We start from the raw sequence: 24,529 nt of genomic DNA on the forward strand, positions 1-24,529 counted from the left end.
GATGTGGCCGGTGGTGGGGTGGTTGTCGCGGGCGGGGCGGAGGGAGGCCAGGGCGAAGCCTTGGGGGGTGGGGGGTGTGGTGGAGGGTGCGGTGGGGGGTGTGGTGGGGGGTGTTTCGTCGGGTCGGATTGGGCCGGTGGGGGTGTGAGGGGAGTCGGCGATGATCCGGCAGTTGTCGGCGGCTGATTTCCAGAACAGGTCGACGATGGCGGCGGCGTCCGGGTCGTGGATCAGGGCTTGGTGGGCCAGGGTCCGCAGGGCCGGGAGGTCGTCGGGTAAGGCTTGGCGCATCGCGACCCCTGTTCGTCATTTGCTAACGTGTTCAGGCATGGTTAACGGTGGAAACCTACCATCGGCCTTGTACGGGAAGGAACCACAGGATGACCACCGATCCCGGCGCGCTTGTCGCCGATGCTGTGCGGCGGGGTGTGATCCCGGGTGCGGTGCTGATGTATGGGTGTGGGGGCGGGGGTGGAGGCGCGAGTGTGGGTGAGGTGCGCGGCGGGGCCTTCGGGGAGGGGGTGACGGCGGGGATGGTCTATGACTTGGCGTCGTTGACGAAGGTTGTTGCGACGTTGCCGATGGTGTTGGGGTTGGTGGGGGCTGGGGAGGTGGGGTTGGACGATGCGGTGGTGCGGTTTTTGCCGGGGTTTGGGGTTGGGTCTGGGGCTTCAAGGGTGGGGGGAGGTGCTGGTGCTGGTGCGAGCGTCGATGTTGGTGGTGGTGATGCCGAGTTGGCGGCGGCCAAGCGGCGGGTAACTGTGCGGCAGTTGCTGTCCCATAGCTCTGGGCTGCCCGCGATCCGCGAGGTCTGGCGGTTGCCGGGAACCGCGGAGGATCGGATCGCGGCGGTGGTGGCCGAACCGTTGGAGTCGGCGCCGGGGACGGTGGTGCGGTATTCGGATCCGGGGTTCATTTTGCTGGGGCTGATTGTGGAGGCTGTCGTTGGGAAGCGGCTTGACCAGGCGTTTGCGGAGTTGGTGGCGGCGCCGTTGGGGTTGACGGCGACTGGGTTCCGGCGGATTGGTGCGGGTGGTGAGTGGGGTGAGTGGGGTGGTGGTCGCCTCGTGGATGGAGTCGCGGCGACCGAGGCGAATTGGTTCGCGGAGCCTGGGCGCGAGGATCCGAAGGCGGGCGTCGTCCACGACGAGAACGCGGAGAGCTTCGGCGGCGTCGCGGGCCAGGCTGGACTCTTCGGTACTGCCTCTGACCTGGCTACCTATTTGCGGGCTGGCTGGCTCGCGGAGGACAGTCCGATCCTGGATCCGGTGGTTCGGGCCGAGGCGCTGCGGTGTCAGACCGGTGGGTTGGATGGCGTGCGTGGTCTGGGGTGGACGCTGCGGGGGGACTCGTTCGATTTCATGTCCGATGCCTGGCCGGCGGGTGGGGCTGGGCACACCGGGTTCACGGGGACGAGCGTGGCGTTCGACGTGGAGTCGGGGTTGTGGTGTGTGTTGTTGACAAACGCGGTGTTGTTCGGGCGGGGGAACCGGGCGCGGGAGTTGCGGCGTGGCGTGCATGCGGCGGTGGCGGGGGAATTCGGGGTGGATACCGAGTATGAGCAGGAAACGAGCACCTCTAGGATCACGGCATGAGCAGTGGGAATCGGCAGGGGCGTGGCGCGCGGGGGGTTGGTGCGCGTGGGGGTGGTGCGCGTGGGGTTGATGCGCGCGGGGTTGGCGCCGGAGGTTCGGTGGGTGGGGTTGGGGCTGGTACGTCTGGTGGGGGTGACGTTGGTGGGGGTATGGGTGCTGCTTCTGGGGGTGGGGGCGGGGGGGGGGGGGGGGGCGGGGCCAAGGTTGTGGTTGGGACGGCCGCGTCGAGCACCACGCTGATCGAGACCGGGCCGCCCCCGACGGTGCTGGTGCGTATCAGGGCGCTGCTGCCGACGTTGCCGCCCTCGGAGCGGCGGGTGGCGGAGGCCGCCATCGCTGATCCGTCGGGGGTCGCGGCGAAGACGATCAGCGAGTTGGCGGCGGATTGCGACACGTCCGAGACCACGGTCATCAGGTTCTGCCGCGCGGTGGGGCTCAAGGGCTACCCGGAGCTGCGGATCGGCTTGGCGGCCGCGGCCGGGATCGAGGATGCGGCGGCGTCGGCGCCGGCTGTGGGGCGGGACATCGGTCCGCGTGATTCGCTGGCTGATGTGGTCGCGAAGCTTGGGTATGCGGATGCTCGGGCGGTGGAGGACACGGTCGCGCAGCTGGATCTGACGCTGTTGGAGCGGGCTGTCGACGCGGTGGTGTCGGCGGGGGCGGTTGATATTTACGGGATCGGGGCGAGCGCGCTGATCGCTGCGGATCTGCATCAGAAGCTGCATCGGATCGGGCACCGGGCGGCTGCGTGGCCGGATGCTGAGAACGCGCTGACGTCCGCTGCGTTGTTGGGGCGGGGGGATGTGGCGATCGGGATTTCGCATACGGGTGCGACGCCCGCCACGGTCACCGCGCTGGCGGAGGCTCATGACAATGGGGCTCGGACTATTGCTATTACGAATTTTCCGCGATCGCCGATTACGGATGTTGCGGATTTGGTGTTGACGACGGCGGCGAGGGAGACGACGTTTCGGTCGGGGGCTATGTCGAGTCGGATTGCGGCTTTGACTGTGGTGGATTGTTTGTTTGTGGCGGTGGCGCAGCGGAACTTTAGTCGGACTACGCGGGCTGTGGAGCGGACGCGGAGTGCGGTGCAGGGGGCTCGGGGGCGGTAGGGAGTGGTGGGTGATTGATGGTGGTGGTTGGCTGGTGGCTGGTGGTGGTTGGGCTGTGGTGTTCAGGTCTAGTTTTTAAGTTTGGCGTTTTGCTTTTGTTTTGGCTTCCAGTGCGGCTTCGGTGTGGCTTTAAAGGCCTTTTTTGACGACCTTCGGCCACAGTGCTGACTGGTCAGTTGCGGTCCTTGGGTGGGTGGTGCGGCCAGTCTCCGAGAACTGTTGCGGGGGTGGGGAAAGACCAGTTCAAAGGCCAGATCAAAGTCAACTGCGCCTCCGGCGGCCCCTCCGGGGAGGGCCTCGCTCTGGAAAGAGTGGGGCCGGGCGGTTAACTTGCCTTTGGTCGGTGGTTCCGGTTTCGGTTCCGGCCTTTCCGTCGCATCGTCGCCTAAAGGAATCACACCGCCCAGGCGGTATCAAGGCGACCCTTCAGGCTTGTGCCCCGGCTGATGCGAGCCTTGACACCGCCTGAGCGGCGCGATTGGCTACGCCCGCCGAAGCGACGGAAAGACCGGAACCGAAGACCTAACTCTGGGAAAGTCAAAAGCGGGCGGCCGGTTGTGAAGGTGGTTGGTGAGGCTGGCGCGCCGTCGGACTTGTCGGGGCGCATTCACCAACCTTCTGCGATCACGGCTGCGCCGTTCTCCAGATATTTGATGAGTGCTGCGCGGGTGGTGGAGACGAACTCCTCCGGCACGTGCGTGGAATCGATCCATGTCACCTGTGCATGCTTGTGAGGCTCGGCGTTGGTTGGTTTGCCGCTCCAGTTCTCGGCTGCGAACACGACGGTCAGGAATCCGTTGGGGGCTTCGACGCCCCATGCGCCGTGGATGATTCCGGCGACCTTCAGCTCGGCCGGGTGCACGATGAGCCCGGTCTCCTCCTTCAGCTCGCGGATGGCCGTTGTCGTGATTGCCTCGCCCTTTTCGGCTTTTCCGACTGGGAGGTCCCAGTGGTTGGGGGCGAACTTGGCGTGGGGTCCGCGCTGGATCAGCAGGACCTTCGCGGCTGCGCGGTCGTGGACGATGATGGCGGCGACGAGAAGCGTGTGGGAGTCGATGGCCGGGGGCAGGGCGGTGTCGGTCACCGGGCAATCCTCTCAAGGGGCTGCTTTCCGGATCCGGTGGTCCAGCAGCGTCGCGAGGGGGAGGCTGCGATTGCGGTAGGCCGCCGGAGGTGGCCGGATGGAGGCTCATTGCTGAGGTGGTGGGTGCCGATGCCATTCCCTCGGCCAGGTCGAGGGCCTGTCCCCAGGCTGCGATGGCCTCTTCTGCGCGGGCTTGGGCTGCCAGGCAGTCTCCGAGGTCGGCGTGGATGCACAAGCTGAGAGCGGATAAGGCAGCCGTCGGGATGTTCGTTCGCAGACTGGACCGGACCGGTCTGCCCGGCGGTTCTCCAGCGGCGGGCCGGGCCGGGCTGGGAGGCTGGCTGGATGAGAGAGAAGGTCTGGAGGTTCATCGGGCGGCATGCGGGTGGGGTGCAGTGGCGGATTCTGTGGCTGGCTCATCAGAAGTACATCGTTGGGGTGTCTGGGCTGGTTCGGGATGGTGGTGGGCGGGTGTTGTTGGTCAAGGGGCGGATGTGGAGGCCGTCTGTGCCGTGGGGGTTGGTGACTGGTTATGCCGAGGCTGGGGAGCAGTGGCATGTCACCGTGGTTCGGGAGGCGTGGGAGGAGACTGGTTATGAGGTCAAGGTTTTTCCCGAGCCTGTTCGCTTGGTCAGTGGGTTCAGGCTTCGTGCTGAGGTTGCGTTTCTGGCTGAGTTTATTGGGGGCACCTATCGTCCCGATCCGAAGGAGGTGCTGGATGCGCAGTTCTTTGACATTGATGCGCTGCCGGAGGGGTTGTTGCCGTCGCATCGAGAGTTGATTGGAGAGCACCGGGGCTGGTTCAAGGGGGATGGCGTTGGAACGGGAGGTTCTTGAGCTGGCCTGTGGCGGGTTGTGATCGATTCGGTTTTCTTCCCTGGTGCCTCCGCGCGGGGCTCAGGTCCGCGCGGAGGCTGCCAGGGCCGCTCGCACTTGGCCTGATGCGGCGGTCAGCGCTCGTCTTGCTTCGGGTGGGGTTACTTCGCCCAGGAGGCAGACGAGGGCCGTCTTCAGTTCGCCGTTGGTGGCGGCGAGGGTTGTTGCGCAGGCTGCTTCGGGGAGGCCGGTGGCTTCGGTGAGGATGGTCAGGACGCGGCCGCGGAGTTTTCCGTTGGTTGCTGTGAGGTCGACCATGAGGTTGGAGTAGGTGTGGCCCAGGGCGATCATGGCTGCTGTTGACAGGCTGTTGAGGAGCAGTTTCTGGGCGGTGGCTGCTTTCAGTCTTGTGGAGCCGGCGATGGCTTCGGGGCCGGTGTCGGCGCCTAGGTGGATGTCCGCGGCTGGGGCCAGGGCGGCGTTGGGGTTGGCGGAGATGAGCACGGTGTAGGCGCCTGCTGTGCGTGCTGCTTGGAGGGCTCCGGCGACGTAGGGGGCGCGGCCGCTGGCGGTCAGGCCTACCACCACGTCGGCGGAGGTTACGTCGGCTGCGTCGGTGGCGCCGCCGGTGGGGGAGTCCTCGGCGCCTTCGACGGGGATGGTCAGGGCGTTGGGGCCGCCGGCGATGTGGGCCACGACCAGGCCCGGGGGGAGGCCGAAGGTGGGGATCAGTTCGGCGGCGTCCATCACCGCCACGCGGCCGGAGGTGCCGGCGCCGAAGTAGTGGACGCGGCCGCCGGCGCGGAGGCGGTGGACGGTCTCGTCGACCACGGTGGCCAGGGTGGGCAGCAGGGCGGCGACGGCGGTGGGGACGCGGGTGTCCTCGGCGTTGAGCAGGCGCAGGACCTCCACCGTCGGCACGGCGTCGATGGCCGTGGTGGCCGGGTTGCGCTCCTCGGTGGGGGCGCTCACCCGGTCGGCGGTCGGCGGGGTCAGAGGGCTCATGCGGGGCGTTCCTCTCGGGTCGGCCGGTGGGGCGGGGCGTCGGGGCCCGCTGTCGTTGGCAAGTTACGGAACGAACAGGATCTGCGCAACTCATTGACGAAGGCCGACGGGGCGCTCTACGGTTCCTGCACTGAGCGGCCTCGCCGTGCCCGGACGCCCGGCCTGATCGCGGCACTGAGCGGCGGCACCCGGATATACGCAGGTGAAACCCGTCCCATCGACCCGAACGGAGACGTCAGGACCATGTCCCGGCATAGAACACTGGTCGCGGGCCTTGCCGCGGCGGTAGCGCTGACCGCGTTGACGGCCTGCTCCAGCTCGACGAAGAAAACCAACGACGGCGGAAGCGGCGCCAAGAAGGACGGCGGCGTCTACACGAGCATCGACGCCAACAACCAGATCACGGCCGGCGCGCCGATGAACCCGTTCAACGCCGCCCCGAACTCGTTCCTCGGGTACAACCAGATGCGGTTGGGCTTCGACAAGTTCAACCCGTCCGATCCCAACGACCTGTTCCCCGGGCTGGCGGCCAGTTGGACCGCGTCCGACGCCGGGCTGACCGTGCAGTTGCAGCCGAACGCCAAGTGGTCCGACGGGACGCCGGTCACCGTGGCCGACATCAAGACCTCGCTCGCCATCGCCTACACCCAGGGCACCGCGGGGCCGGTCGCGGGGGCCGGCAGCACGATCGTGTTGGGCACCAACTTCGAGGTGTCGGACATCAAGGACCTCGGCGGCGGCAAGATCGAGATCGACCAGGTGCCGGGGGCGAAGAACCTCTACTTCCAGCGGCTGGTGCTGTCGGCCACGATCGTCAACGACAAGGTCTACAGCGGGCTGCTCCCGGCGGACATCTGGACGCTGATCGGGGCCGTGCAGGGTTCGGACCAGGCGGCCGCCAAGACGGCTTCGGACAAGCTGACCGCGCTGGGCAAGACCATCGCCGCGTTCGCCCCGGCCAAGGACGTCTCGGCCGGTCCGTTCGTGCTGACCCGCGTGGGTCCCGGCGAGGCGCTGCTGGACCGCAACCAGTACTTCTTCGCCGTCGACAAGATCGCGCCCAAGCAGGTCATCCTGCGGCACTACACGGGCAACCAGCAGATCTGGGGCTTCATGACCAACGGCGAGCTGGACAGCTCCCCGTACACCTCGATGCCGACCAACATCCTGGACCAGATCCTGAAGGCCGGCTACACCCGGACCGACGCCCCCAGCTACGTCAGCGCCTCGATCGCGTTCAACGAGAAGCAGGCTCCGTACGACAAGACCCCGGTCCGGCAGGCCCTGGCCCACATCATCGACCGGGACGCCGTCACCAAGGTCGGCGAGCCCGTCGGCGGCATACCGGCGCCCTACACCACCGGCTTGATCGGCTCCCAGACCGACGCCTTCCTGTCCGACGACCAGAAGGCGGCGCTGAACGCCTACAAGCCGGACGCCGCCAAGGCCGCCTCGCTGCTCCAGGGGGCCGGCTTCACCAAGGACGGCTCCGGCCAGTGGCATCTGCCCGACGGCAGCCCGTGGACGATCACGCTGCAGACCGTGAACGGCTTCTCGGACTGGATCGCGGCCTCCACCATCGTGGCCAACGAGCTGACCGCCTTCGGCATCAAGACCACCCCGGCGATCACGGCCGACTTCGCCACCTACCAGAAGGAGATGGCGGCCGGGAAGTACGCGGTGGGCTGGTGGCTGACCGCCCTGGGCCCGCAGACCGACAAGGCCTACAACCGCATCTACGGCACCGCCGACGGCTTCAGCATCGTCAACGGCAAGGCCGTGCACAGCGACACCTCGGCGGTGAACTGGCAGCACACCCCGGCCACCTACACCGTCAACGGCCAGACCATCGACCCCGGCCAGCTCACCGCCGACCTGTCGGTGACGCCGGTGGCCGACCAGAAGCCGATCATCGCCCAGCTCGCCGCGGCCACCAACCAGGAGCTGCCGATGATCCAGATCTGGAACTACACCAAGGTCGGCTTCTACACCGAGAAGCACTTCACCAACTTCCCCAAGAGCGGGGCCGACGCGCTGCTGCTCAACCAGCCCGGCGTGTGGATGATGCAGGGCTTCGTGCAGGCCAAGTGAGGACCCTGAGGACCGAGTGACCGAGTGAGCGAGTGACAGGGCCAGGACGATGACAGGAAGAGGGAGGGGAAGATGACGGGATTCGCCCGCCGGCTCGCCGGCAAGCTCCTGGCGGGGCTGGTGATGGTCTGGGTCGTGGTGACGTTCACGTTCTTCCTCGTGCACGCGCTGCCCGGCAAGCCCGGTGATGTGCAGTACGAGAGCTACATCATGCAGGGCTTCAGCCCGGAGGAGGCGCGCGCCAAGGTCGCGGCGGTCTACGGCTTCACCTCCCACGACCCGCTGCTCGGCCAGTACCTGGGCTACCTGGGCAAGCTGCTGCGCGGCGACCTCGGCGAGTCCACCTACTACAGTGGCGTGCCGGTCAGCCACCTGATCAGCTCGGCGCTGCCGTGGACGGTGCTCCCGGTGCTGTCCGGGCTGGTCGTCAGCTTCCTGATCGGGGTGGTCGCCGGCGTGGTGGCCGCGGTCAAGCGGTCCAGCCGCTGGGGCGGGCTGCTGAGCGTGTCCGGCTCGCTGGTGGCCGGCGTCCCCTCCTTCGTCCTGGCCCTGTTGCTGCTGCTGGTGTTCCACACCGAATGGCATCTGCTGCCCGACGCCGGCACCAGCGACATCACGCTGGAGCCGGGCTGGAGCCCGGCGTACGTCGGCTCGGTGGTCCAGCACGCCGTGCTGCCGGTGGTCAGCTACGCGCTGCTCAGCTACGGCGGCTGGCTGCTGGCCATGAAGTCCTCGGTGGTCACGGTGCTCGGCGACGACTTCATCCTGGCCTCCGAGCTGCGCGGCCTGGCCCCGGTGACCCGGGCCCGGTACATCGGCCGCAACGCGATCCTGCCGCTGTTCACGGTGCTGGCGCTGTCCTTCGGCGTGATGTTCGCCGGCTCCTTCTTCATCGAGCAGACCTTCGACTACCCGGGGCTGGGCGAGCTGCTGCTCAAGAGCATCGGCGTGCGCGACTATCCGGTGATGGCCGGGGCTTTCCTGCTGATCACGGTGGCCATCATCGCCGCGAACATCGTCGCCGATCTCTGCTACACCCTGATCGACCCGAGAGTGAGGCGCTGACATGGCAGCCACCGCCGCGCTGAGCACGGTCGTGCGCAACCGCCGCCCGGCGTTCACCGCCTTCCGCACCGCCGTGACCCGCAAGCCCGGCCGGATGATCGGCTTCGGCATCATCGTGTTCTTCGTCGTGCTGGCGGTCTGCGGGCCCTGGTTCTACGGCACGCTGGCCGTCGATCCGAACGCCATCTACGCCGCGCCGAGCGCCGACCACTGGCTGGGCACCGACTTCGCCGGCTCCGACGTCTTCCAGGAGGTGGTGGTCGGCGCCCGGTACGTGCTGTCCACCGCCGCCCTGGCCGCGCTGTTCACCAGTGTGCTGGGAATCACCGTCGGCCTGGTGGCCGGCTACCACCGCGGCCTGGTCGACAGTGTCCTGATGCGGGTCACCGACTTCGTCCTGACCATCCCCGGCCTGCCGCTGCTGATCATCCTGTCCACGGTGTGGAGCTTCGGCAGCCCCTGGCAGATGGGCCTGGTGCTGGGCCTGACCGGCTGGGGCGGGGTGGCCCGGGCGGTGCGCTCGCAGGCCCTGACCCTGCGCGAGCGCGGCTTCCTGGAGGCCGCCCGCGGCCTGGGCCTGCCCAGCCGGCACATCATCGTCAAGGAGCTGCTGCCGAACATCGCACCGTACGTGGCCATGCATCTGCTGCTGTCGGTGATCGCCTTCATCGGCGCCGAGGTCGGCCTGTTCTTCCTGGGCCTGGTGCCGTTCTCCAGCACCAACTGGGGCGTGATGCTGAACCAGGCGGTGTTCTCCGGCGGCGCCATGAACAGCCCGGACGCGCTGATCTACCTGCTGTCCCCGCTGGTGTGCATCCTGCTGCTGACCCTCGGCATCGTGCTTTTCCTCGACGCCGTCGACGAACTGTTCAACCCGCGGCTGAGGGAGCGCGCATGAGCGAGGTGCGGGTCCGCGACCTCACGGTCGAGTACCAGACGTCCGCCGGCCGGCTGCCGGCCGTGGCCGCGGCATCCCTGGACCTGCGGGCCGGGGAGATCACCGGCCTGGTGGGGGAGTCCGGCTCCGGCAAGTCCACGCTGGCGCTGTCGCTGCTGAACGCGGTGCCGGCGCCCGGCCGGATCGCGGCCGGGAGCATCGAGGTGGCCGGCGTCGGCGACGTCGTCCGGCTCACCGGCAAACAGCTGCGCAAGGTCCGCGGCGGGGAGCTGGGCTACGTCTTCCAGGCCTCGCAGAACTCGTTGAACCCGCTGAAGACCATCGGCAAGCAGCTGCTGGACCTGGGCCGCTCGCACGAGGTCGCCGACCTGCGGGCGCTGCTGGCCCGGGCCAAGGACCTGGCCGACCGGATGGGCATGGACGGCGACCGGGTGCTGGACTCCTACCAGCACGAGCTGTCCGGCGGCATGCGCCAGCGGATCGGCATCGTCTTCGCGCTGGTGCTGAACGCCAAGGTGCTGATCCTGGACGAGCCCACCACCGCCCTGGACATGCTGTCCCAGGCCGCGGTGCTGGACATCGTGCGCACGGTGCACGACGAGAACCGGCTCAGCACCCTGATCATCACCCACGACATCGGCGCCATCTCGGAGATCGCCGACCGGCTGGCGGTGATGTACGGGGGCCGGATCGTGGAGGACGGCCCGCTGCTGGACGTGCTGCGCCGCCCCTCCCACCCCTACACCAAGGCCCTGATCGGCGCGACCGCCCGGATCACCGGCGACGTCGACGCCGCCCGCGCCCTGCCCGGCCGGCCGCCGGACCTGACCACCGTGGCCCGGGTCGGCTGCGTCTTCCGGGACCGCTGCCCGTTCGCGGTCGCGGCCTGCGCCGAGACCGAGCCGGAGCTGGCGGTGTGGGACGGCGACCGCCGCCGCGCCTGCCACGTCGAACCGTCCACCGTGCTGTCCGGGACGCCCGGCGCACCCGCGGCCGTTGGAGGGCCGGCATGATCCAGGCGCGCGGCATCACCCGCACCTACCAGACCAACGGCGCCTTCACCGGCCCGCGCACCGTGCACGCGCTGCGCGGCGTGGACTTCACGCTGCCGGCCGGCGGCGCGGTGTCCTTCATCGGCGAGTCCGGCTGCGGCAAGACCACGCTCGGCAAGATCCTCACCGGGCTGGAGACCTTCGACGGCGGCGAGCTGGTGGTGGGCGGCGTGGAGCTGTCCAGGCTCAAGCCGCGGCAGCGGGCCAAGTACTTCCGCCGGATCCAGCTGATCCATCAGGACCCGTACTCGGCCCTGAACCCGACCCGCACCGTCGAGGCCACCCTCGGCGACCCGCTGCGGATGCGGGCCAAGGAGACCGGCGGCGATCCGGGCGCCTGGCGCGAGCGCGCCTCGGAGCTGCTCACCCTGGTCGGCCTGGAGCCGGCGGCGGTGCTGCCGAAGTACCCGCACCAGCTCTCCGGCGGGCAGCGGCAGCGCGTGGTCATCGCCCGCGCGCTGACCGTGGACCCGGAAGTGCTGATCGCCGACGAGGCGGTGTCGATGATCGACGTCTCGATGCGGCTGGGCATCCTCGGGCTGCTGCGCGACCTGCGGGCGCGGCTGGGCATCTCGCTGGTGTTCATCACGCATGACGTGGCCACCGCGCGCTACGTCGGCGAGGGCGGCGAGCTGCACGTGATCTACCGGGGCGAGGTCGTGGAGCGCGGCCTCACCGACGACGTGATCCTGACGCCGGTGCACCCCTACACCCAGTGCCTGCTGTCGGCGGTGCCGATCATGCGCGGGCTGGAGGAGCCGGGGCCGGACCGGACGGCGCCGACGCGGGCGCTGGACGAGCGCACGGCGACGCCGGGCTGCCTGTTCGAGCCGCGGTGCCCGTTCGCGAACGAGGACTGTTCCACCACGCATCCGACGCTGGTGCCGCTCGGGGCGGCGAGCGACACCCCCGCGGCGGCCGAGCACCTGCACGCCTGCCTGCACCTCGAAGCGCGCCGCGTCGTCGGCGTCGAGGCGGAGGCCGCGAGCGCGTGAGAGTCCTCGGTCTGAGCTCCGGCACCTCGCACGACGCGATCGACGTGGCCCTGGTGGAGTTCCGGCGCGACGGCGACGTGCTGGTGGGCCGGCTGCGGCACGCCGACCACGTGCCGTATCCGCGGCGGCTGCGCGCGGAGATCCTCGCCGCGCTGCCGCCGAACCCCGCCGACCTCGGCGCGGTCTGCCGCCTGGACACCGGGATCGGCCAGGCCTTCGCCGCCGCGGCCTGGTCGGCGACCCGGGAGGACGGCGCGGTGGACCTGGTCTGCTCGCACGGGCAGACGCTGTACCACTGGACCGAGGACGGCGCCGTGCGCGGCACGCTCCAGCTCGGCCAGCCCGCGTGGATCGCCGAGCGGCTCGGCGTGCCGGTGGTCTCCGACGTACGCGCCGCCGACGTGGCGGCCGGCGGCCAGGGCGCGCCGCTGGTGTCGCTGCTGGACCTGCTCCTGCTGCGCGGGCTCCCCGGCCCGGTCGGCGCGCTGAACCTGGGCGGCATCGCGAACCTGACCGTGGTCGCCGACCCGCCGGCGGCCTTCGACATCGGTCCGGCCAACGCGCTGCTGGACGCCGCGTGCCTGAGGCTGACCGGCAAGCCCTACGACCGCGACGGCCGCCTGGCCGCCGCCGGCCTCGTGCACCCCGGGCTGCTGGCGGCGCTCCTGGCCGAGCCCTACTACGCGCGGCAGCCGCCGAAGACCACCGGCAAGGAACTCTTCCACGACGCCTACTTGGCCGCCTTCACAGCCGAGTACCCGGAGGTCACCCCCGAGGACCTCATGTCCACTCTCACGACCCTGACCGCCACCACCGTGGTCGACGCCGTCCGGTCGCACGGCATCGCCACGCTCGCGGTCTCCGGCGGCGGCGCGGACAACCCCGAGCTGATGAAACGCATCGTCAAACGGCTGCCCGAGGTCGAGGTGCGGCGCTCCGACGCCTACCAGGTCCCCTCCGACGCCAAGGAGGCCATCGCGTTCGCGCTCATCGGCTGGTTCACCGCGCACGGGCTGCCCGGGACGGTCGCGGCGTGCACCGGCGCCGCTGGCGGCCGGGTGCTGGGCCGGATCAGCCCGCCGGCGGATCGGCCGCTGGTGCTGCCCGAGCCGCTGGAGAAGGCGCCGACGACGGTACGGTTCGAGAGTTAGGAAGATCCAGGAGGGTGCCTTCGGTGGCCCCCGCGGCCCCCGCAGCCCGCGCCGCGTCCGGGAGCCCCCAGCAGCCCCCGGCAACCCTCCGCGGCTCTCGACGTCGTCGACGCCGGCGCGGGTTACAGCTTGCTGTAGTCGGTCACGTAGAGCAGCTTCCCGTGCGCGTCATAGGCGCGCACGTAGGAGAGCGGATTGTACGGATCGCCGTGGATATAGGGCGTCACCGTGCTCAGGTAGTACGCCCCGTTGTGCATGATCGCAGGGTATTCCTTCGCCTCCGCGCCGTAGCTCACGGTGATCCGGGCGACCCGGGAGCTGTAGTGCCCGCCGTTGGTCAGCAGGAAGAACAGCGGGTCGGCGCCGTCGGCCGGCATCGTGTTGAAGTCCGATCCGCTGTTGAACTCGGTGAGGTCGTCGTTCCCGATGCCGGGGAAGAACCCCTGCGGGTACGACACGGCCCGCCCGGTGAGCCCGTAGCAGTAGATCCAGTTGCCGGCCCCGTCGTTGCCGATGACGATGGCGTCCTCGTTCTTGGTCACGGCCGCCGTCGTCGCGCCGAGCACGACGTGGTAGGCCGCGTTGTCGATGTAGGCGCAGCTGTGCAGGATCTCCGAGGCCCGGTCCGCCGAGATCGGATGCAGCGGCGGGGTGAGGATCACCGGGTACTGCGTCGGGTCGTAGCCGGCCGAACCGGCCGCGGCGCTCGCCGTGGAAACGTTCCCGACGGCCAGCGCGGTGCCGGCCAGCAGCGCCGCGATCATGCCGCGCCGACGGGACCGCGCGGGGCGGATCTCCGTCGAACGGGTCCGCGCCGGACGGATCCGGGCGATTCCGGATAGTGACATCGATGAGCTCCTTTCGCGGGCGGCCGGCCCGCGTGCCGGGCCGGCCGCCATTGATCGCGTTGGTCATCCCGTTCGTGTCCGGCGCCCGGCGCGGGGTTCCCGGGAAATCGCTCAACTGTCCGAAAACGTCGAGTGCCTTCGGAACGTTGCCGAAGCCGTCACGCTCAGCGTGGGCTCGGCGGTGCGGACGCCGGCAGGCGACCGGAGTCAATGGGCAGCTGGACGTCTTCGATCCCGGGCACGTCCACCGCGGCGACAAGCTGGTCGTCCGTGAAGGGAAGGGAGCCGGTGCCGGCATCTTGGGCCGTGTTGACGTAGAGGAGCAACCGGTTGCCGGAGGGGTAGGAGTGGGTTGCCAGGGCGGCGGCGCCGACGCGGTCCTGTTCCCTCGTCAGGGTGAGCTTGGACCCGTCGGTCAGGGTGTAGACGGCTGTCGGGCCCCAGGAGCGGGTCGAGCCCGACTGACCGTTGATTTGGTGATCGGGTGCACTGGGATACGGATCCGATCCGCCCGCGGCCTGGATCGTGATCCATACCTGGACGTAGGGACCTGACATGTCCGGCTTGTTGTCGTTCTTGAAGGGGTAGTGGCCGTCGGCCGTCCACGCGATCTGGGACTCGACGCCGTCGAACGTCGTCATACCGCCGCTCGAACTGAACCCGTTGATGATGTCGATCGGCGAGGGCTGGTGGAAACCGGGGCTCGCGTTCGAAAGATGCTTGCCATCCGGATCCAGGACCGCGTCCACCCGCTTCAGGACTCGGCAGGTCTGTAGCGCGGCGGTCTTCTCCGGGCCTTCGAAGTGGCCTTCGGAAGGGTCGAGCCTGCCCAGGTCGGCGACGCAGCCCGGATCGGGGGCGGCGTCCTCCGACGAGGAGGTGCGGAGTGCCGTCGGCTTGGTCGGGACGATGACCGTCGCCCCGGGCGGTGCCGGTGGGGCCGGACGCCCGTCTGACTTGAACGCCCACAAGGGCAGTACTCCGGCGCCGACCGCGAGCATCCCCGCCGCGGCGCCCGCGACCGTGGCCGCCCGGCGGGCCCGCGCCTGACGGCGGCCGCGGTCCACGACGTCGTCGGCGGTGAAGCCGAGCGGCGGCTCCTCACCCGCTGCGAGGCGCGTGAAGACATCATGTGCTTTCTGTTCCATCAGGTGTCTTCCTTTCTCAGTCGGCCGACGGCTCGCGGATGCCCGCCAGTGCTTCGCGCAGTGCCGTCAGCCCGCGTGCCGTCTGCGATTTCACGGTGCCCTCGGAGCAGTTCAGGGCCTTCGCGGCCTGCTCGACCGAGTAGTCCTCCCAGAACCGGAGAACCAAGGTCGCGCGCTGCCGCGCCGGAATCCGCGCCAGCGCCGTGAGCAGCTCGTCCCGGTCCTCGGTGGACGTGGCGGTCTCGATCGCGGCGACGTTGTCCGGGAACGCTCCGAACGGCCGCTCCCGCCGCCATCCCCGGCGCTGCTCGTCGATCAGTGCCCGGACGACGACCTGCCGGACATAGGCGTCGCGGTTTCCCGGGTGCTCCACCCGCCGCCACGCGCGATAGAGCTTCAACAGCGCGGTCTGCACGAGATCCTCGGCCTGGTGCCAGTCCCCGCACATCAGATGGGCGGTCCGACGCAATGCCTGCGCGCGGTCGGTGACATACCGCCGGAACTCTGCCTCTTCATCAGGACGCATCACCTGCTCCCCTCCTAGGTCCGGCATAAGACGGAGCGAGGCGTGGAAGGGTTGCACGATTCGGAAGAATGCTCGGGCGGGGATGCCGTGCGGTGCCGCCATGGGGTGCCGCCATAGGTGCCGCGCAGTTCTGTGGCCGCGGTTGTGGCGCACCGACTTGCCCCGCCCTGCACCGCCCCGCACCGCTCCGCGGCCGGATCCGGCCAGGTCCGGCTCTCGATCATCGGGTATCCGGCGTGAGAGAGTCGGATCATGCGATCACTGCTTGCGCCCCCGGCCCTGAAGCCCGGCGACCGCGTCGCCGTCGTCGCGCTCAGCGGGCCGCCCGGCCGGCAGGAGCTCGACCTCGGGCTGGCGGCGCTGCGCAGTGTCGGACTGGTGCCGGAGGTGTTCCCGTCCACCCGCTCGGTCGGGCCGTATCCGTACCTGGCCGCCGACGACAAGATGCGCGCCGAGGATCTGACGCGGGCGCTGCGCGAGCCCGACTTCGCGGCCGTGTTCTGCGCGCGGGGCGGATACGGCGTGCAGCGCGCGCTGGAACTGGTCGACTGGAGCAAGGTCGGCAGGCCCGAGCCGCGGGTCGTGGTCGGCTTCTCCGACGCCACGGCCCTGATCGAGGCCGTCCGCAGCCGCTTCGGCTGGATGTCGGTGTACGGGCCGATGGTCTCCAGCGTGATGTTCCGGCCTGGCGTGCCGTCCTTCGAAGGGCTGGCCCGGCTGCTGATGGTCCCGCAGAAGATCGGCGACCTGGTGTTCCAGGACACCCGCACGCTGGTGCCCGGCGTCGCCGAGGGCGTCACGGTCGGCGGCACCGCGAGCCTGATCGCCACCTCGCTGGCCACGCCGACGTCGGTGCCGGCGCGCGACGGCATCCTGTTCCTGGAGGACGTCGGCGAGCAGCCCTACCGCCTGGACCGGGTGCTGACGCAGATGCGGCGCAGCGGGTACCTGGACGGCGTGCGCGGCATCCTGTGCGGGACCTGGGACGACTGCGGCCCGCTGGCCGACGTCGAGGAGCTGCTCGCCGACCGGCTCGGCGACCTCGGCGTGCCGGTGCTGCTCGGCGCCGACATCGGCCACGGGGTGTTCATGCAGTCGCTGCCGATCGGCGTGCGCGCCCGGCTGGACACGGCCACGGCGACGCTGACGTTCCTGGAGCAGCCTTTGACGACGTGACGGGAGCGGCGGGGGAGCCAGGGCTGTATGGGCCCTGGCCTGCCCCGCCGCTACTCATGACCACCTGTCCGGTAAACGGGTGGTTAGGGGTTCGCATCGAGTCAGTGGTTCAACACCGCGTCCTCCGCGTCCGTCAGCAACCGCGACCGGATCAGGAACCTGACCCCCTCCGGCGCCTCCAGCGAGAACCCGCCGCCGCGGCCGGGCACCACGTCCACGGTCAGGTGCGTGTGCCGCCACCGCTCGAACTGCTCGCCGCCCATCCAGAACGTCACCGGCTCGGCCAGGCCCTCGATCGCCAGCCGGGCCAGCAGCACGTCCGAGGTGCCGACCCGGAACTCGCCGTCCGGGTAGCACATCGGCGAACTGCCGTCGCAGCAGCCGCCGGACTGGTGGAACATCAGCGGCCCGTGCTTCGCCGACAGCGCGCGCAGCAGCTCGGCGGCGGCCTCGGTGACCGCCACGCGCGCGGGCCCGGTCGCGGGCCGGGCCGCCGACCGCTCCGGCTCCGACCCCTCCGGCTCCGACCGCCCCGGCTCCGGCTCCGACCACTCCGGCTCGGGCTCGTTCCGCTCCGGCCTCGTCCCCGGCAGCATCAGAAGAATCCCATGGCCTTCGCCGAGTAGCTGACCAGCAGGTTCTTCGTCTGCTGGTAGTGTTCGAGCATCATCTTGTGGTTCTCCCGTCCGATCCCGGAACTCTTGTACCCGCCGAACGCCGCGTGCGCCGGGTACAGGTGGTAGCAGTTCGTCCATACCCGTCCGGCCTGGATCGCCCGCCCGGCCCGGTAGGCGGTCGTCCCGTCCCGGGTCCACACCGCCGCGCCGAGGCCGTAGAGCGTGTCGTTGGCGATGCTGATCGCGTCGGCGTAGTCCTCGAACCGCGTCACCGCCACCACCGGGCCGAAGATCTCCTCCTGGAAGATCCGCATCCGGTTGTCGCCCTCGAAGATGGTCGGCTGTACGTAGTACCCGCCGGACAGCTCGCCGCCGAGGTCCAGGCGCTCGCCGCCGATCAGGATCTTGGCGCCCTCGGTCTGGCCGATCTCCAGGTAGGACAGGATCTTCTCCAGCTGGTCGTTGGACGCCTGCGCGCCCACCATGGTCCCGGTGTCCAGCGGGTTGCCCTGCACCATCCGCTCGGTCCGGGCGATCGCGTCGGCCAGGAAGTCGCCGTAGTGGCCGCGCTGGATCAGCGCGCGGCTCGGGCACGTGCACACCTCGCCCTGGTTCAGCGCGAACATGGCGAAGCCTTCGAGCGCCTTGTCGTAGAAGTCGTCGCGGGCGCCGGAGACGTCGTCGAAGAAGATGTTCGGGCTCTTGCCGCCCAGCTCCAGCGTGACCGGCTTGATGTGCTCCGAGGCGTACTGCATGATCAGCCGCCCGGTGGTGGTCTCGCCGGTGAACGCCACCTTCGCCACCCGGCCGCTGGAGGCCAGCGGCTTGCCGCCTCCACCCCGAAGCCGTTGACGATGTTCACCACGCCCGGCGGCAGCAGGTCCCCGATCAGGCTCATCAGATAGTGCACCGAGGCCGGGGTCTGCTCGGCCGGCTTGAGCACCACGGCGTTGCCCGCGGCCAGCGCCGGGGCCAGCTTCCAGATCGCCATCAGGATCGGGAAGTTCCACGGGATGATCTGCGCCACCACCCCCAGCGGCTCGTGGAAGTGGTAGGCGACGGTGTCCTCGTCGATCTCCGACAGGCTGCCCTCCTGGGCCCGGATGGCGCCGGCGAAGTACCGCAGGTGGTCGATCGCCAGCGGGATGTCCGCGGCCAGCGTCTCCCGGATCGGCTTGCCGTTCTCGAAGCTCTCGGCCAGCGCCAGCTTGTCCAGGTTCTGCGCCATCCGGTCGGCGATCTTGTTCAGGATCTCGGCGCGCTCGGCGGCCGAGGTCCGGCCCCACGCCGGGGCGGCGGCGTGCGCCGCGTCCAGGGCCCGCTCGACGTCGTCCGCCGTGCCCCGCGCCACTTCGCAGAACGGACGGCCGGTGATCGGCGTCGGGTTCTCGAAGTACTGGCCGCCGGCCGGGGCGACGAACTTCCCGCCGATCCAGTGGTCGTACCGGGGCTGGTAGCTCATGAGCGCGTCGGGTTGGCCGGGCGCGGCGAACAGGGGCATGAGGGGGTCCTCCAGGAGGCTCGGGCGCCGTCCGTGCCTGGACGGCGACACCTGCGTGACGCTAATCCGGGCCCGACACCGGTTCCCAGCGGTAATACGGGCATCTGCGTATAGAAAAACCGCGTGAGACCCGCACGGCGGCCGTGCTAGCGTCACGACCTTTGTGCCCGGCGGCCCGGCCGGGCAGCTCGTCCGAAAGGTCGCGCCGTGAATCCGCTCCGTGGGAAACCCTTCCGCCGGTTCTTCGTGGCCCGCTCCATCTCCGTGGTCGGTAGCGCCGTCACCCCGGTCTCGCTCGCCTTCGCCGTGCTGCAGCTCACCGGCAGCGCCAAGGATCTGAGCTTCGTCGTCACCGCCATGCTGGTGCCGAACATCGCGCTGCTGCTGATCGGGGGCGGCATCGCCGACCGGGTCGGCCAGGCCGCGCTGCTGAGGCTGACGCACTTCGGGTCCGGGCTGTCGCAGGGCGCGATGGCGTACTGCCTGTTCACCAAGCAGCCGTTCGGATGGCTGATCGCGCTGTCGTTCCTCAACGGGGTGCTGGGAGCGTTCACCGGACCCGCGCTCAGTGGGATCGTGCCGCAGTTGGTGGCGCCCGAGGGCTTGCAGCGCGCCAATTCGCTGCTGGCCAGCGTCGGGAACGCGGCCAAGGTCGCCGGACCGAGCGTGGCCGGGGTCCTGGTCGCCACCGTCGGCGGCGGCTGGGCGCTGGCCGCGGACTCCGTGTCCTTCCTCGTGGCCGCGATCGTGCTGTCGTTCCTGCCGGTCCAGGACCGGCGGAGGAAGAACACCACCAGGCTGGTCACCGATCTGCGGGAGGGCTGGGCCTACTTCCGGTCCACGTCCTGGCTCTGGTCGGTCACCGCCGCCTTCACCGTCGTCAACCTGGTGCAGATGGGCGGCTGGCAGCTGCTCGGCCCGGTCCTGGCCAAGGGTAGCTTCGGGGCCGGCGGCTGGGGCGCGATCCTGAGCTGCCGCGCGGCCGGGGCACTGGTGGCGAGTGTGCTGATGATCCGGTACACCGCGAAGCGGCCGTTGTTCAGCGGGCAGCTGGCCATGATGGTGGCCGCGGTGCCGCTGATGCTGCTCGGGCTGGACGCCGGGGTGGTCGTGATCGCGGCCGTGACGTTCGTCGCCGGGCTGGCGACCGGGTTCGCGGACATCTGCTGGGACACCTCGCTGCACACTTACGTGCCGAAGGAGATGATGTCCCGCGCCGTGTCCTACGACCAGTTCGGATCCTACTGCGCGATCCCGATCGGACAGCTGTCGGTCATCCCGCTGGCCGCTGCCTTCGGCGCGCGGCACGTGGCGTTCGCCGCCGGGGTGGTCTTCCTGGTGGCGATGGCGGCGCCGCTGGCGCTGGGACCGGTGCGGCGGCTGGGATCGGAGGCGTCGGCGGGCGGCGGGCAGCCGGTGGCGACGGTGACGACGTGATGTCGGCTCGGGGGAACACGAGCCGGCCACCCCGGCGCACCGTAGGGTGGTGGATATGCGAGCGCTGATCCTGACCCGCCGCCTCTACCCGGCCTCGCCCGAGGACACCTCGGACGCCGAGCGCAACGTGTGCGAGGCCTTCGTGGCCGCGCACGGCTGGGAGGTCGTCGGTTATGTGGACGAGATCGAGATCCGGAACGCCGACGGCACGCCGGCCGGGGACGGCACCGCCGACCCGCGCCCGGCGCTCAGGCCGTGGCTGACCGAGACCGGCCGGCTGGAGCTGTGGGACGCGCTGGTCGTGACCACGCTGGACCGGCTCGCGCCGTCCGCCGAGGACGGCGCCGAGCTGATGGCGTGGGCGCGGGAGAACGGCAAAGCGATCGTCGAGGCCGGGGCGGGGTGGCAGACGAAGAAGACGTCGGGCTGAGCGGCCGGGGTTCGGCCCGCCTGCCCGCCAGTGCCTGATCGGAGGATCCTCCGATCAGGCACTCTTCGCTCACCGGCCGTCGACCACCGGCCCCTGAAACACCGGCCCCTGAATCACGGCCCCTGAATCACGGCCCCTCAATCACCGGCCCCTGAATCACCGGTTCCCGACCGTCCGGACCCGCGCCCGGTCCGTCAGACGCTCGGGTACTCGTAGAACCCGCGCCCGGTCTTCCGCCCCAGCCGTCCGGCCTCGACCATGCGCAGCAGCAGCGCCGGCGGCGTGTACAGCGGCTCCTTGAACTCCTCGTACATGGCCTCGGCCGCCAGCTTCACCGTGTCCAGGCCGATCAGGTCGGACAGCGCGAGCGGGCCCATCGGGTGGGCGCAGCCCAGGACCATGCCGTTGTCGATGTCGGCGGCGGAGGCGAAGCCGCCCTCGGCCATCCGGATCGCGGCCAGCAGGTAGGGGATGAGCAGCGAGTTCACCACGAAGCCGGCCCGGTCCTGGGCGACGACGGGCTGCTTGCCCAGCTGCTCGACGAACGCCACGGCGCGCGCCTTGGTGTCCTGGCTGGTGGCCAGCGAGGGGATGACCTCGACCAGCTTCAGCACCGGCACCGGGTTGAAGAAGTGGACGCCGACCACGTTCGCCGGCCGGCCGGTGGCCGTGCCCAGGCGCATGATCGGGATCGAGGAGGTGTTGGAGGCCAGGATCGCGTCCTCGGGCAGGATCAGGTCCAGCTTGGCCAGCACCGCGGTCTTCACCTCCTCGACCTCGACCACGGCCTCGACCGCGAGCTGGCGGTCGGCGAACTCCTGGAGGTCCTCGGTGAAGCGGATGCGGCCCAGCGCCGCCTCGGCGCCGGCCTCGTCCAGTTTGCCGGCCTTCACGGCGCGCTTGAGCGACACCGCGATCCGGTCCCGTCCGCGCTTGAGGCCGTCGGCGTTCTCGTCCGCGACGATGACGTCCAGTCCACCGCGGGCGCACACCTCCGCGATGCCAGACCCCATCTGGCCGACGCCGACCACTCCGACTCGTTCGATCACGGGTGCCTCCGGTTCCGGTATAGCGGCTGATGCTGCACTTGTGGTGCGTACCACAGGGTATCTGTGGCACCGAGTGTGGATAATCGAGGGTACCCAGTACCTTCGAGGAACCCTCGACGCCCGCTGCAGCAGCCCGACCCGCTACACCGACGAAAGCCCAGGGAGCGACGTATGTCCGCCGACTTCGACCTGTTCCAGGTCTCCGAGGAGCACGACCTGCTGCGCGAGGCGGTCCGCTCGCTGTGCGAGGAGAAGATCGCGCCGTTCGCCGCCGATGTCGACGAGCAGAGCCGCTTCCCGCAGGAGGCCCTCGACGCCCTGGTGTCCTCCGAGCTGGCGGCCGTCCACGTGGCCGAGCAGTACGGCGGCCAGGGCGCCGACGCCCTCGCCACCTGCATCGTCATCGAGGAGGTGGCCCGCGTCTGCGCCTCCTCCTCCCTGATCCCGGCGGTGAACAAGCTGGGCTCGATGCCGGTGATCCTCTCCGGCTCCGACGAGCTCAAGCAGAAGTACCTGACCCCGCTGGCCGCCGGCGAGGCGATGTTCTCCTACTGCCTGTCCGAGCCCGACGCCGGCTCCGACGCCGCCGGCATGAAGACCCGCGCCGAGCGCGACGGCGACACCTACGTCCTCAACGGCGTGAAGCGCTGGATCACCAACGCGGGCGTGTCCGAGTTCTACACCGTGATGGCCGTCACCGACCCCGAGGCCCGCAGCAAGGGCATCAGCGCCTTCGTGGTCGAGAAGTCCGACGAGGGCGTCACCTTCGGCGCCCCGGAGAAGAAGCTCGGCATCAAGGGCTCCCCGACCCGCGAGGTCTACTTCGACAACGTCCGCATCCCCGCCGACCGCATCATCGGCGCCGAGGGCACCGGCTTCGCCACCGCCATGCGGACCCTGGACCACACCCGCGTGACCATCGCCGCGCAGGCGCTGGGCATCGCCCAGGGCGCGATCGACTACGCGTCCAACTACATCAAGGAGCGCAAGCAGTTCGGCAAGCCGATCGCCGACTTCCAGGGCATCCAGTTCATGCTGGCCGACATGGCGATGAAGGTGACGGCCGCGCGTCAGCTCACGTACACCGCCGCCGCGAAGTCCGAGCGCGGGGACTCCGACCTGACGTACTTCGGCGCGGCGGCGAAGTGCTTCGCCTCGGACATCGCCATGGAGGTGACGACCGACGCGGTGCAGCTGCTCGGCGGCTACGGCTACACGAAGGACTACCCGCTGGAGCGGATGATGCGGGACGCGAAGATCACGCAGATCTACGAGGGCACGAACCAGGTGCAGCGGATCGTCATGGCGCGGCAGGTCCTGGGCGGGGTGAACATCTGACCGGCCGGATTTCCGGAGCGGTCCACGGCCGGCGCGCCGGCGAACCCGGGAGGATTCCTCCCGGGTTCCTGCTTTCGCGCCGCGTCACCCGATGAAGACGCTCCGTTTCGCGCATACTGCCTGAGAGCACAAGCAGACCGCGCCGAAACCGGTACGATCTCGTGCCGGCGGAGACAACCTGCTGAAATCGTGTGGCAAGGAGCCTGATCATGTCCGATGCGCTGCTGCCGGTGTCGTTGGCCGAGCGGCTGGACGGGTCGCCGGACCTGGTCAGCGTGCGGCAGATCGCCGACGCGGTGGGCGTGGCCGTCGTGACGGTGCGCAAGTGGGTGGCGACGGGAACGTGGCCGGTGTCGGTGGAGAAGATCGGGCGGGAGTGGGTCTATCCCCGGCCCGCGATCGAGGAGTGGCTGCGGGCCCACGAGGCCGGCCGGCTGGACGCCGGCGACCTGGGCTCCGATCCGGACGAGATGCTCACCACGCGGCAGATCGCTGAGCGGACCGGGTACCGGCAGAGCACCGTCAGCTCCTATTTCAGCCTGTACGGGCCGACGTCCTCGGACCCGTTCCCGCCCGCCGACGCCGTCGGCCGGCGGCGTGCCGGCGACGTCCAGGCCTGGTTCTCCCGCCGCCGGACGCGCAGCGGCGCGCGCGCCGCTGCGCCGAAGCCCGGCAAGACCAAGCGCGCCCCCATCGCCCGCGACGTCATCGACGTCCACGGCATCGCCCAGGCGACCGGCAAGAGCCTGGACGAGGCCAAGACGCTGATGCGGCGCCGGTCGCTGGCCGCGATGCAGCTCCAGGACAAGGTCGGCCGCTCCCGGGTCTGGCCGCGCAAGGAGCTGCTCGCCGAACTGCGCCGCCTGGACCGGCTGGAGCACGAGCCCGCCCCGCCGCCGCGCAAAGCCCCCCGCGTGGACCGCCGGTGGCTGGCCGGCAGCCCGAAAAGCGCCACCGAGATCGCCGAGCACTACGGCGTCACCATCAGCGCGGTCATGAAGCGGATCGAGCGGGCCAGGAGCAGCGGGGACCCCGACCGCCAGCCGCCGGAGCCCATCGACGCGAGCGTCCGGGTCAAGCGCTACAACCCGGCGGCCTTCGACAGATTCTGGCAGGGCGACGCCGCCGCGAAGTGACGGTGCGAAGCGATGGCACGCGCCTAGGGCGGGGAACCCCCGTACCCCTGACGGCGAACGGGTCTCGACCACTACAATCCACGTATAAAACCTCTGCCAAACGGGCCGGGGATGCGAGGAGGCGGTTCGGTGGCGATACCCGAGGGGCCGGAAGTGCGGGTCGAGACGGTGGCCCTCGACGGGGCCGGCGGCCGGCAGATCGGCCCGAGGAACCGGACCACCGCGCTGCTCAAGGACCGGCACGACGACATCCAGGCGGCGGTCGCGGAGGCCGCCACCGTGCTCCAGGAGTCCGCGGCCAAGCTCGACGACAGCCACCAGTGGCGGATCAGGACCGTGGAGGCGAAGTTCGGGCTGACCCTGACCGCCGAGGCGGGCGTCATCCTGTCCAAGGCGTCGGCCGAGGCCTCCTTCGAGGTCACGATCACCATCGAGCGCCAGGGTTCTTAGGAGGCG

Annotated in this window: 23 protein-coding genes and 1 pseudogene; 15 read left to right on the forward strand and 9 right to left on the reverse strand. The window is 69.9% G+C overall.

Annotated features, from left to right (window positions below; all coding sequences use genetic code 11):
* Positions 1 to 291 (reverse strand): hypothetical protein (locus ABD481_RS44085; RefSeq protein WP_344671904.1); only part of this gene is annotated, 291 nt, incomplete at its 3' end.
* Positions 292 to 380: 89 nt separating this feature from the next.
* Between ABD481_RS44085 and ABD481_RS44090 the strand changes: the two genes are divergently transcribed.
* Positions 381 to 1,595 (forward strand): serine hydrolase domain-containing protein, encoded by a 1,215-nt coding sequence (locus ABD481_RS44090; RefSeq protein ID WP_344671905.1) that lies wholly within the window; start codon positions 381 to 383, stop codon positions 1,593 to 1,595.
* Between the two features lie 149 nt (positions 1,596 to 1,744).
* Positions 1,745 to 2,710, forward strand: coding sequence for a MurR/RpiR family transcriptional regulator (locus ABD481_RS44095; protein ID WP_344671906.1), 966 nt, complete (start codon positions 1,745 to 1,747; stop codon positions 2,708 to 2,710).
* Between the two features lie 607 nt (positions 2,711 to 3,317).
* Here ABD481_RS44095 and ABD481_RS44100 read toward each other — a convergent pair.
* On the reverse strand, positions 3,318 to 3,794 hold the full coding sequence (locus ABD481_RS44100; protein ID WP_344671907.1) for an NUDIX domain-containing protein: 477 nt from the start codon (positions 3,792 to 3,794) through the stop codon (positions 3,318 to 3,320).
* 345 nt (positions 3,795 to 4,139) lie between these two features.
* Between ABD481_RS44100 and ABD481_RS44105 the strand changes: the two genes are divergently transcribed.
* Positions 4,140 to 4,631, forward strand: a complete 492-nt coding sequence (locus ABD481_RS44105) for an NUDIX domain-containing protein (protein WP_344671908.1) — start codon at positions 4,140 to 4,142, stop codon at positions 4,629 to 4,631.
* A gap of 60 nt (positions 4,632 to 4,691) precedes the next feature.
* Here ABD481_RS44105 and murQ read toward each other — a convergent pair whose 3' ends face one another.
* The gene (murQ, locus tag ABD481_RS44110) at positions 4,692 to 5,615 is read right to left on the reverse strand and encodes an N-acetylmuramic acid 6-phosphate etherase (protein WP_344671909.1); all 924 of its coding nucleotides are present in this window, start codon (positions 5,613 to 5,615) and stop codon (positions 4,692 to 4,694) included.
* A 243-nt stretch (positions 5,616 to 5,858) separates the two neighbouring features.
* Here murQ and ABD481_RS44115 point away from each other — a divergent pair, with 243 nt between their 5' ends.
* The 6 genes from ABD481_RS44115 (at position 5,859) to ABD481_RS44140 (ending at position 12,867) form a co-directional block, all read left to right on the forward strand.
* Positions 5,859 to 7,706, forward strand: coding sequence for an ABC transporter substrate-binding protein (locus ABD481_RS44115; RefSeq protein ID WP_344671910.1), 1,848 nt, complete (start codon positions 5,859 to 5,861; stop codon positions 7,704 to 7,706).
* 72 nt (positions 7,707 to 7,778) lie between these two features.
* On the forward strand, positions 7,779 to 8,771 hold the full coding sequence (locus tag ABD481_RS44120) for an ABC transporter permease (protein WP_344671911.1): 993 nt from the start codon (positions 7,779 to 7,781) through the stop codon (positions 8,769 to 8,771).
* Position 8,772: 1 nt separating this feature from the next.
* Positions 8,773 to 9,669, forward strand: coding sequence for an ABC transporter permease (locus ABD481_RS44125; RefSeq protein ID WP_344671912.1), 897 nt, complete (start codon positions 8,773 to 8,775; stop codon positions 9,667 to 9,669).
* Entirely contained in the window at positions 9,666 to 10,682 is a 1,017-nt protein-coding gene (locus ABD481_RS44130; RefSeq protein WP_344671913.1) for an ABC transporter ATP-binding protein, read from the forward strand. Before ABD481_RS44125 ends, ABD481_RS44130 begins: the two co-directional genes overlap by 4 nt.
* Positions 10,679 to 11,716: an ABC transporter ATP-binding protein gene (locus ABD481_RS44135; RefSeq protein WP_344671914.1), complete on the forward strand. Its 1,038-nt coding sequence runs from the start codon at positions 10,679 to 10,681 to the stop codon at positions 11,714 to 11,716. The genes ABD481_RS44130 and ABD481_RS44135 overlap by 4 nt, the downstream gene beginning before the upstream one ends.
* The gene (locus ABD481_RS44140) at positions 11,713 to 12,867 is read left to right on the forward strand and encodes an anhydro-N-acetylmuramic acid kinase (protein WP_344671915.1); all 1,155 of its coding nucleotides are present in this window, start codon (positions 11,713 to 11,715) and stop codon (positions 12,865 to 12,867) included. Before ABD481_RS44135 ends, ABD481_RS44140 begins: the two co-directional genes overlap by 4 nt.
* Before the next feature lie 122 nt (positions 12,868 to 12,989).
* Here ABD481_RS44140 and ABD481_RS44145 read toward each other — a convergent pair whose 3' ends face one another.
* The 3 genes from ABD481_RS44145 to ABD481_RS44155 form a co-directional block, all read right to left on the reverse strand.
* The gene (locus ABD481_RS44145; RefSeq protein ID WP_344671916.1) at positions 12,990 to 13,715 is read right to left on the reverse strand and encodes a hypothetical protein; all 726 of its coding nucleotides are present in this window, start codon (positions 13,713 to 13,715) and stop codon (positions 12,990 to 12,992) included.
* 164 nt (positions 13,716 to 13,879) lie between these two features.
* Complete coding sequence (locus ABD481_RS44150; RefSeq protein ID WP_344671917.1) at positions 13,880 to 14,863, reverse strand: hypothetical protein; 984 nt, start codon at positions 14,861 to 14,863, stop codon at positions 13,880 to 13,882.
* Positions 14,864 to 14,879: 16 nt separating this feature from the next.
* Positions 14,880 to 15,389, reverse strand: a complete 510-nt coding sequence (locus ABD481_RS44155) for a SigE family RNA polymerase sigma factor (RefSeq protein WP_344671918.1) — start codon at positions 15,387 to 15,389, stop codon at positions 14,880 to 14,882.
* A gap of 252 nt (positions 15,390 to 15,641) precedes the next feature.
* On the opposite strand from ABD481_RS44155, the gene ABD481_RS44160 reads away from it, so the two are divergent.
* On the forward strand, positions 15,642 to 16,565 hold the full coding sequence (locus ABD481_RS44160; protein ID WP_344671919.1) for a S66 peptidase family protein: 924 nt from the start codon (positions 15,642 to 15,644) through the stop codon (positions 16,563 to 16,565).
* Positions 16,566 to 16,666: 101 nt separating this feature from the next.
* On the opposite strand, the gene ABD481_RS44165 is transcribed toward ABD481_RS44160, so the two are convergent.
* Both ABD481_RS44165 and exaC read right to left on the reverse strand, forming a co-directional pair.
* A complete protein-coding gene (locus ABD481_RS44165) occupies positions 16,667 to 17,029 on the reverse strand; it encodes a DUF779 domain-containing protein (RefSeq protein ID WP_344671930.1) in 363 nt (120 codons plus the stop codon).
* Between the two features lie 131 nt (positions 17,030 to 17,160).
* Positions 17,161 to 18,683 (reverse strand): annotated as a pseudogene (gene exaC / locus ABD481_RS44170) (acetaldehyde dehydrogenase ExaC).
* A gap of 207 nt (positions 18,684 to 18,890) precedes the next feature.
* On the opposite strand from exaC, the gene ABD481_RS44175 reads away from it, so the two are divergent.
* Together ABD481_RS44175 and ABD481_RS44180 are read left to right on the forward strand one after the other, a co-directional pair.
* Positions 18,891 to 20,120, forward strand: coding sequence for an MFS transporter (locus tag ABD481_RS44175; RefSeq protein ID WP_344671920.1), 1,230 nt, complete (start codon positions 18,891 to 18,893; stop codon positions 20,118 to 20,120).
* Positions 20,121 to 20,175: 55 nt separating this feature from the next.
* Positions 20,176 to 20,550: a recombinase family protein gene (locus ABD481_RS44180; protein ID WP_344671921.1), complete on the forward strand. Its 375-nt coding sequence runs from the start codon at positions 20,176 to 20,178 to the stop codon at positions 20,548 to 20,550.
* A 194-nt stretch (positions 20,551 to 20,744) separates the two neighbouring features.
* Here the strand turns inward: ABD481_RS44180 and ABD481_RS44185 are convergent, their stop codons facing one another.
* The gene (locus ABD481_RS44185) at positions 20,745 to 21,599 is read right to left on the reverse strand and encodes a 3-hydroxybutyryl-CoA dehydrogenase (protein ID WP_344671922.1); all 855 of its coding nucleotides are present in this window, start codon (positions 21,597 to 21,599) and stop codon (positions 20,745 to 20,747) included.
* A 171-nt stretch (positions 21,600 to 21,770) separates the two neighbouring features.
* On the opposite strand from ABD481_RS44185, the gene ABD481_RS44190 reads away from it, so the two are divergent.
* The 3 genes from ABD481_RS44190 to ABD481_RS44200 all read left to right on the forward strand — a co-directional run bounded on the left by ABD481_RS44190 (position 21,771) and on the right by ABD481_RS44200 (position 24,523).
* Complete coding sequence (locus ABD481_RS44190) at positions 21,771 to 22,937, forward strand: acyl-CoA dehydrogenase family protein (protein ID WP_344671923.1); 1,167 nt, start codon at positions 21,771 to 21,773, stop codon at positions 22,935 to 22,937.
* A 209-nt stretch (positions 22,938 to 23,146) separates the two neighbouring features.
* Positions 23,147 to 24,073 carry a helix-turn-helix transcriptional regulator gene (locus ABD481_RS44195; protein ID WP_344671924.1) on the forward strand — a complete coding sequence of 309 codons (927 nt, stop codon included), beginning with the start codon at positions 23,147 to 23,149 and terminating at the stop codon, positions 24,071 to 24,073.
* A 129-nt stretch (positions 24,074 to 24,202) separates the two neighbouring features.
* Entirely contained in the window at positions 24,203 to 24,523 is a 321-nt protein-coding gene (locus tag ABD481_RS44200; RefSeq protein WP_344671925.1) for a CU044_2847 family protein, read from the forward strand.
* Positions 24,524 to 24,529 lie beyond the last annotated feature (6 nt).

This window comes from Catenulispora yoronensis (assembly GCF_039531695.1).
In the GTDB taxonomy this organism is placed as follows: Bacteria; Actinomycetota; Actinomycetes; order Streptomycetales; family Catenulisporaceae; genus Catenulispora; species Catenulispora yoronensis.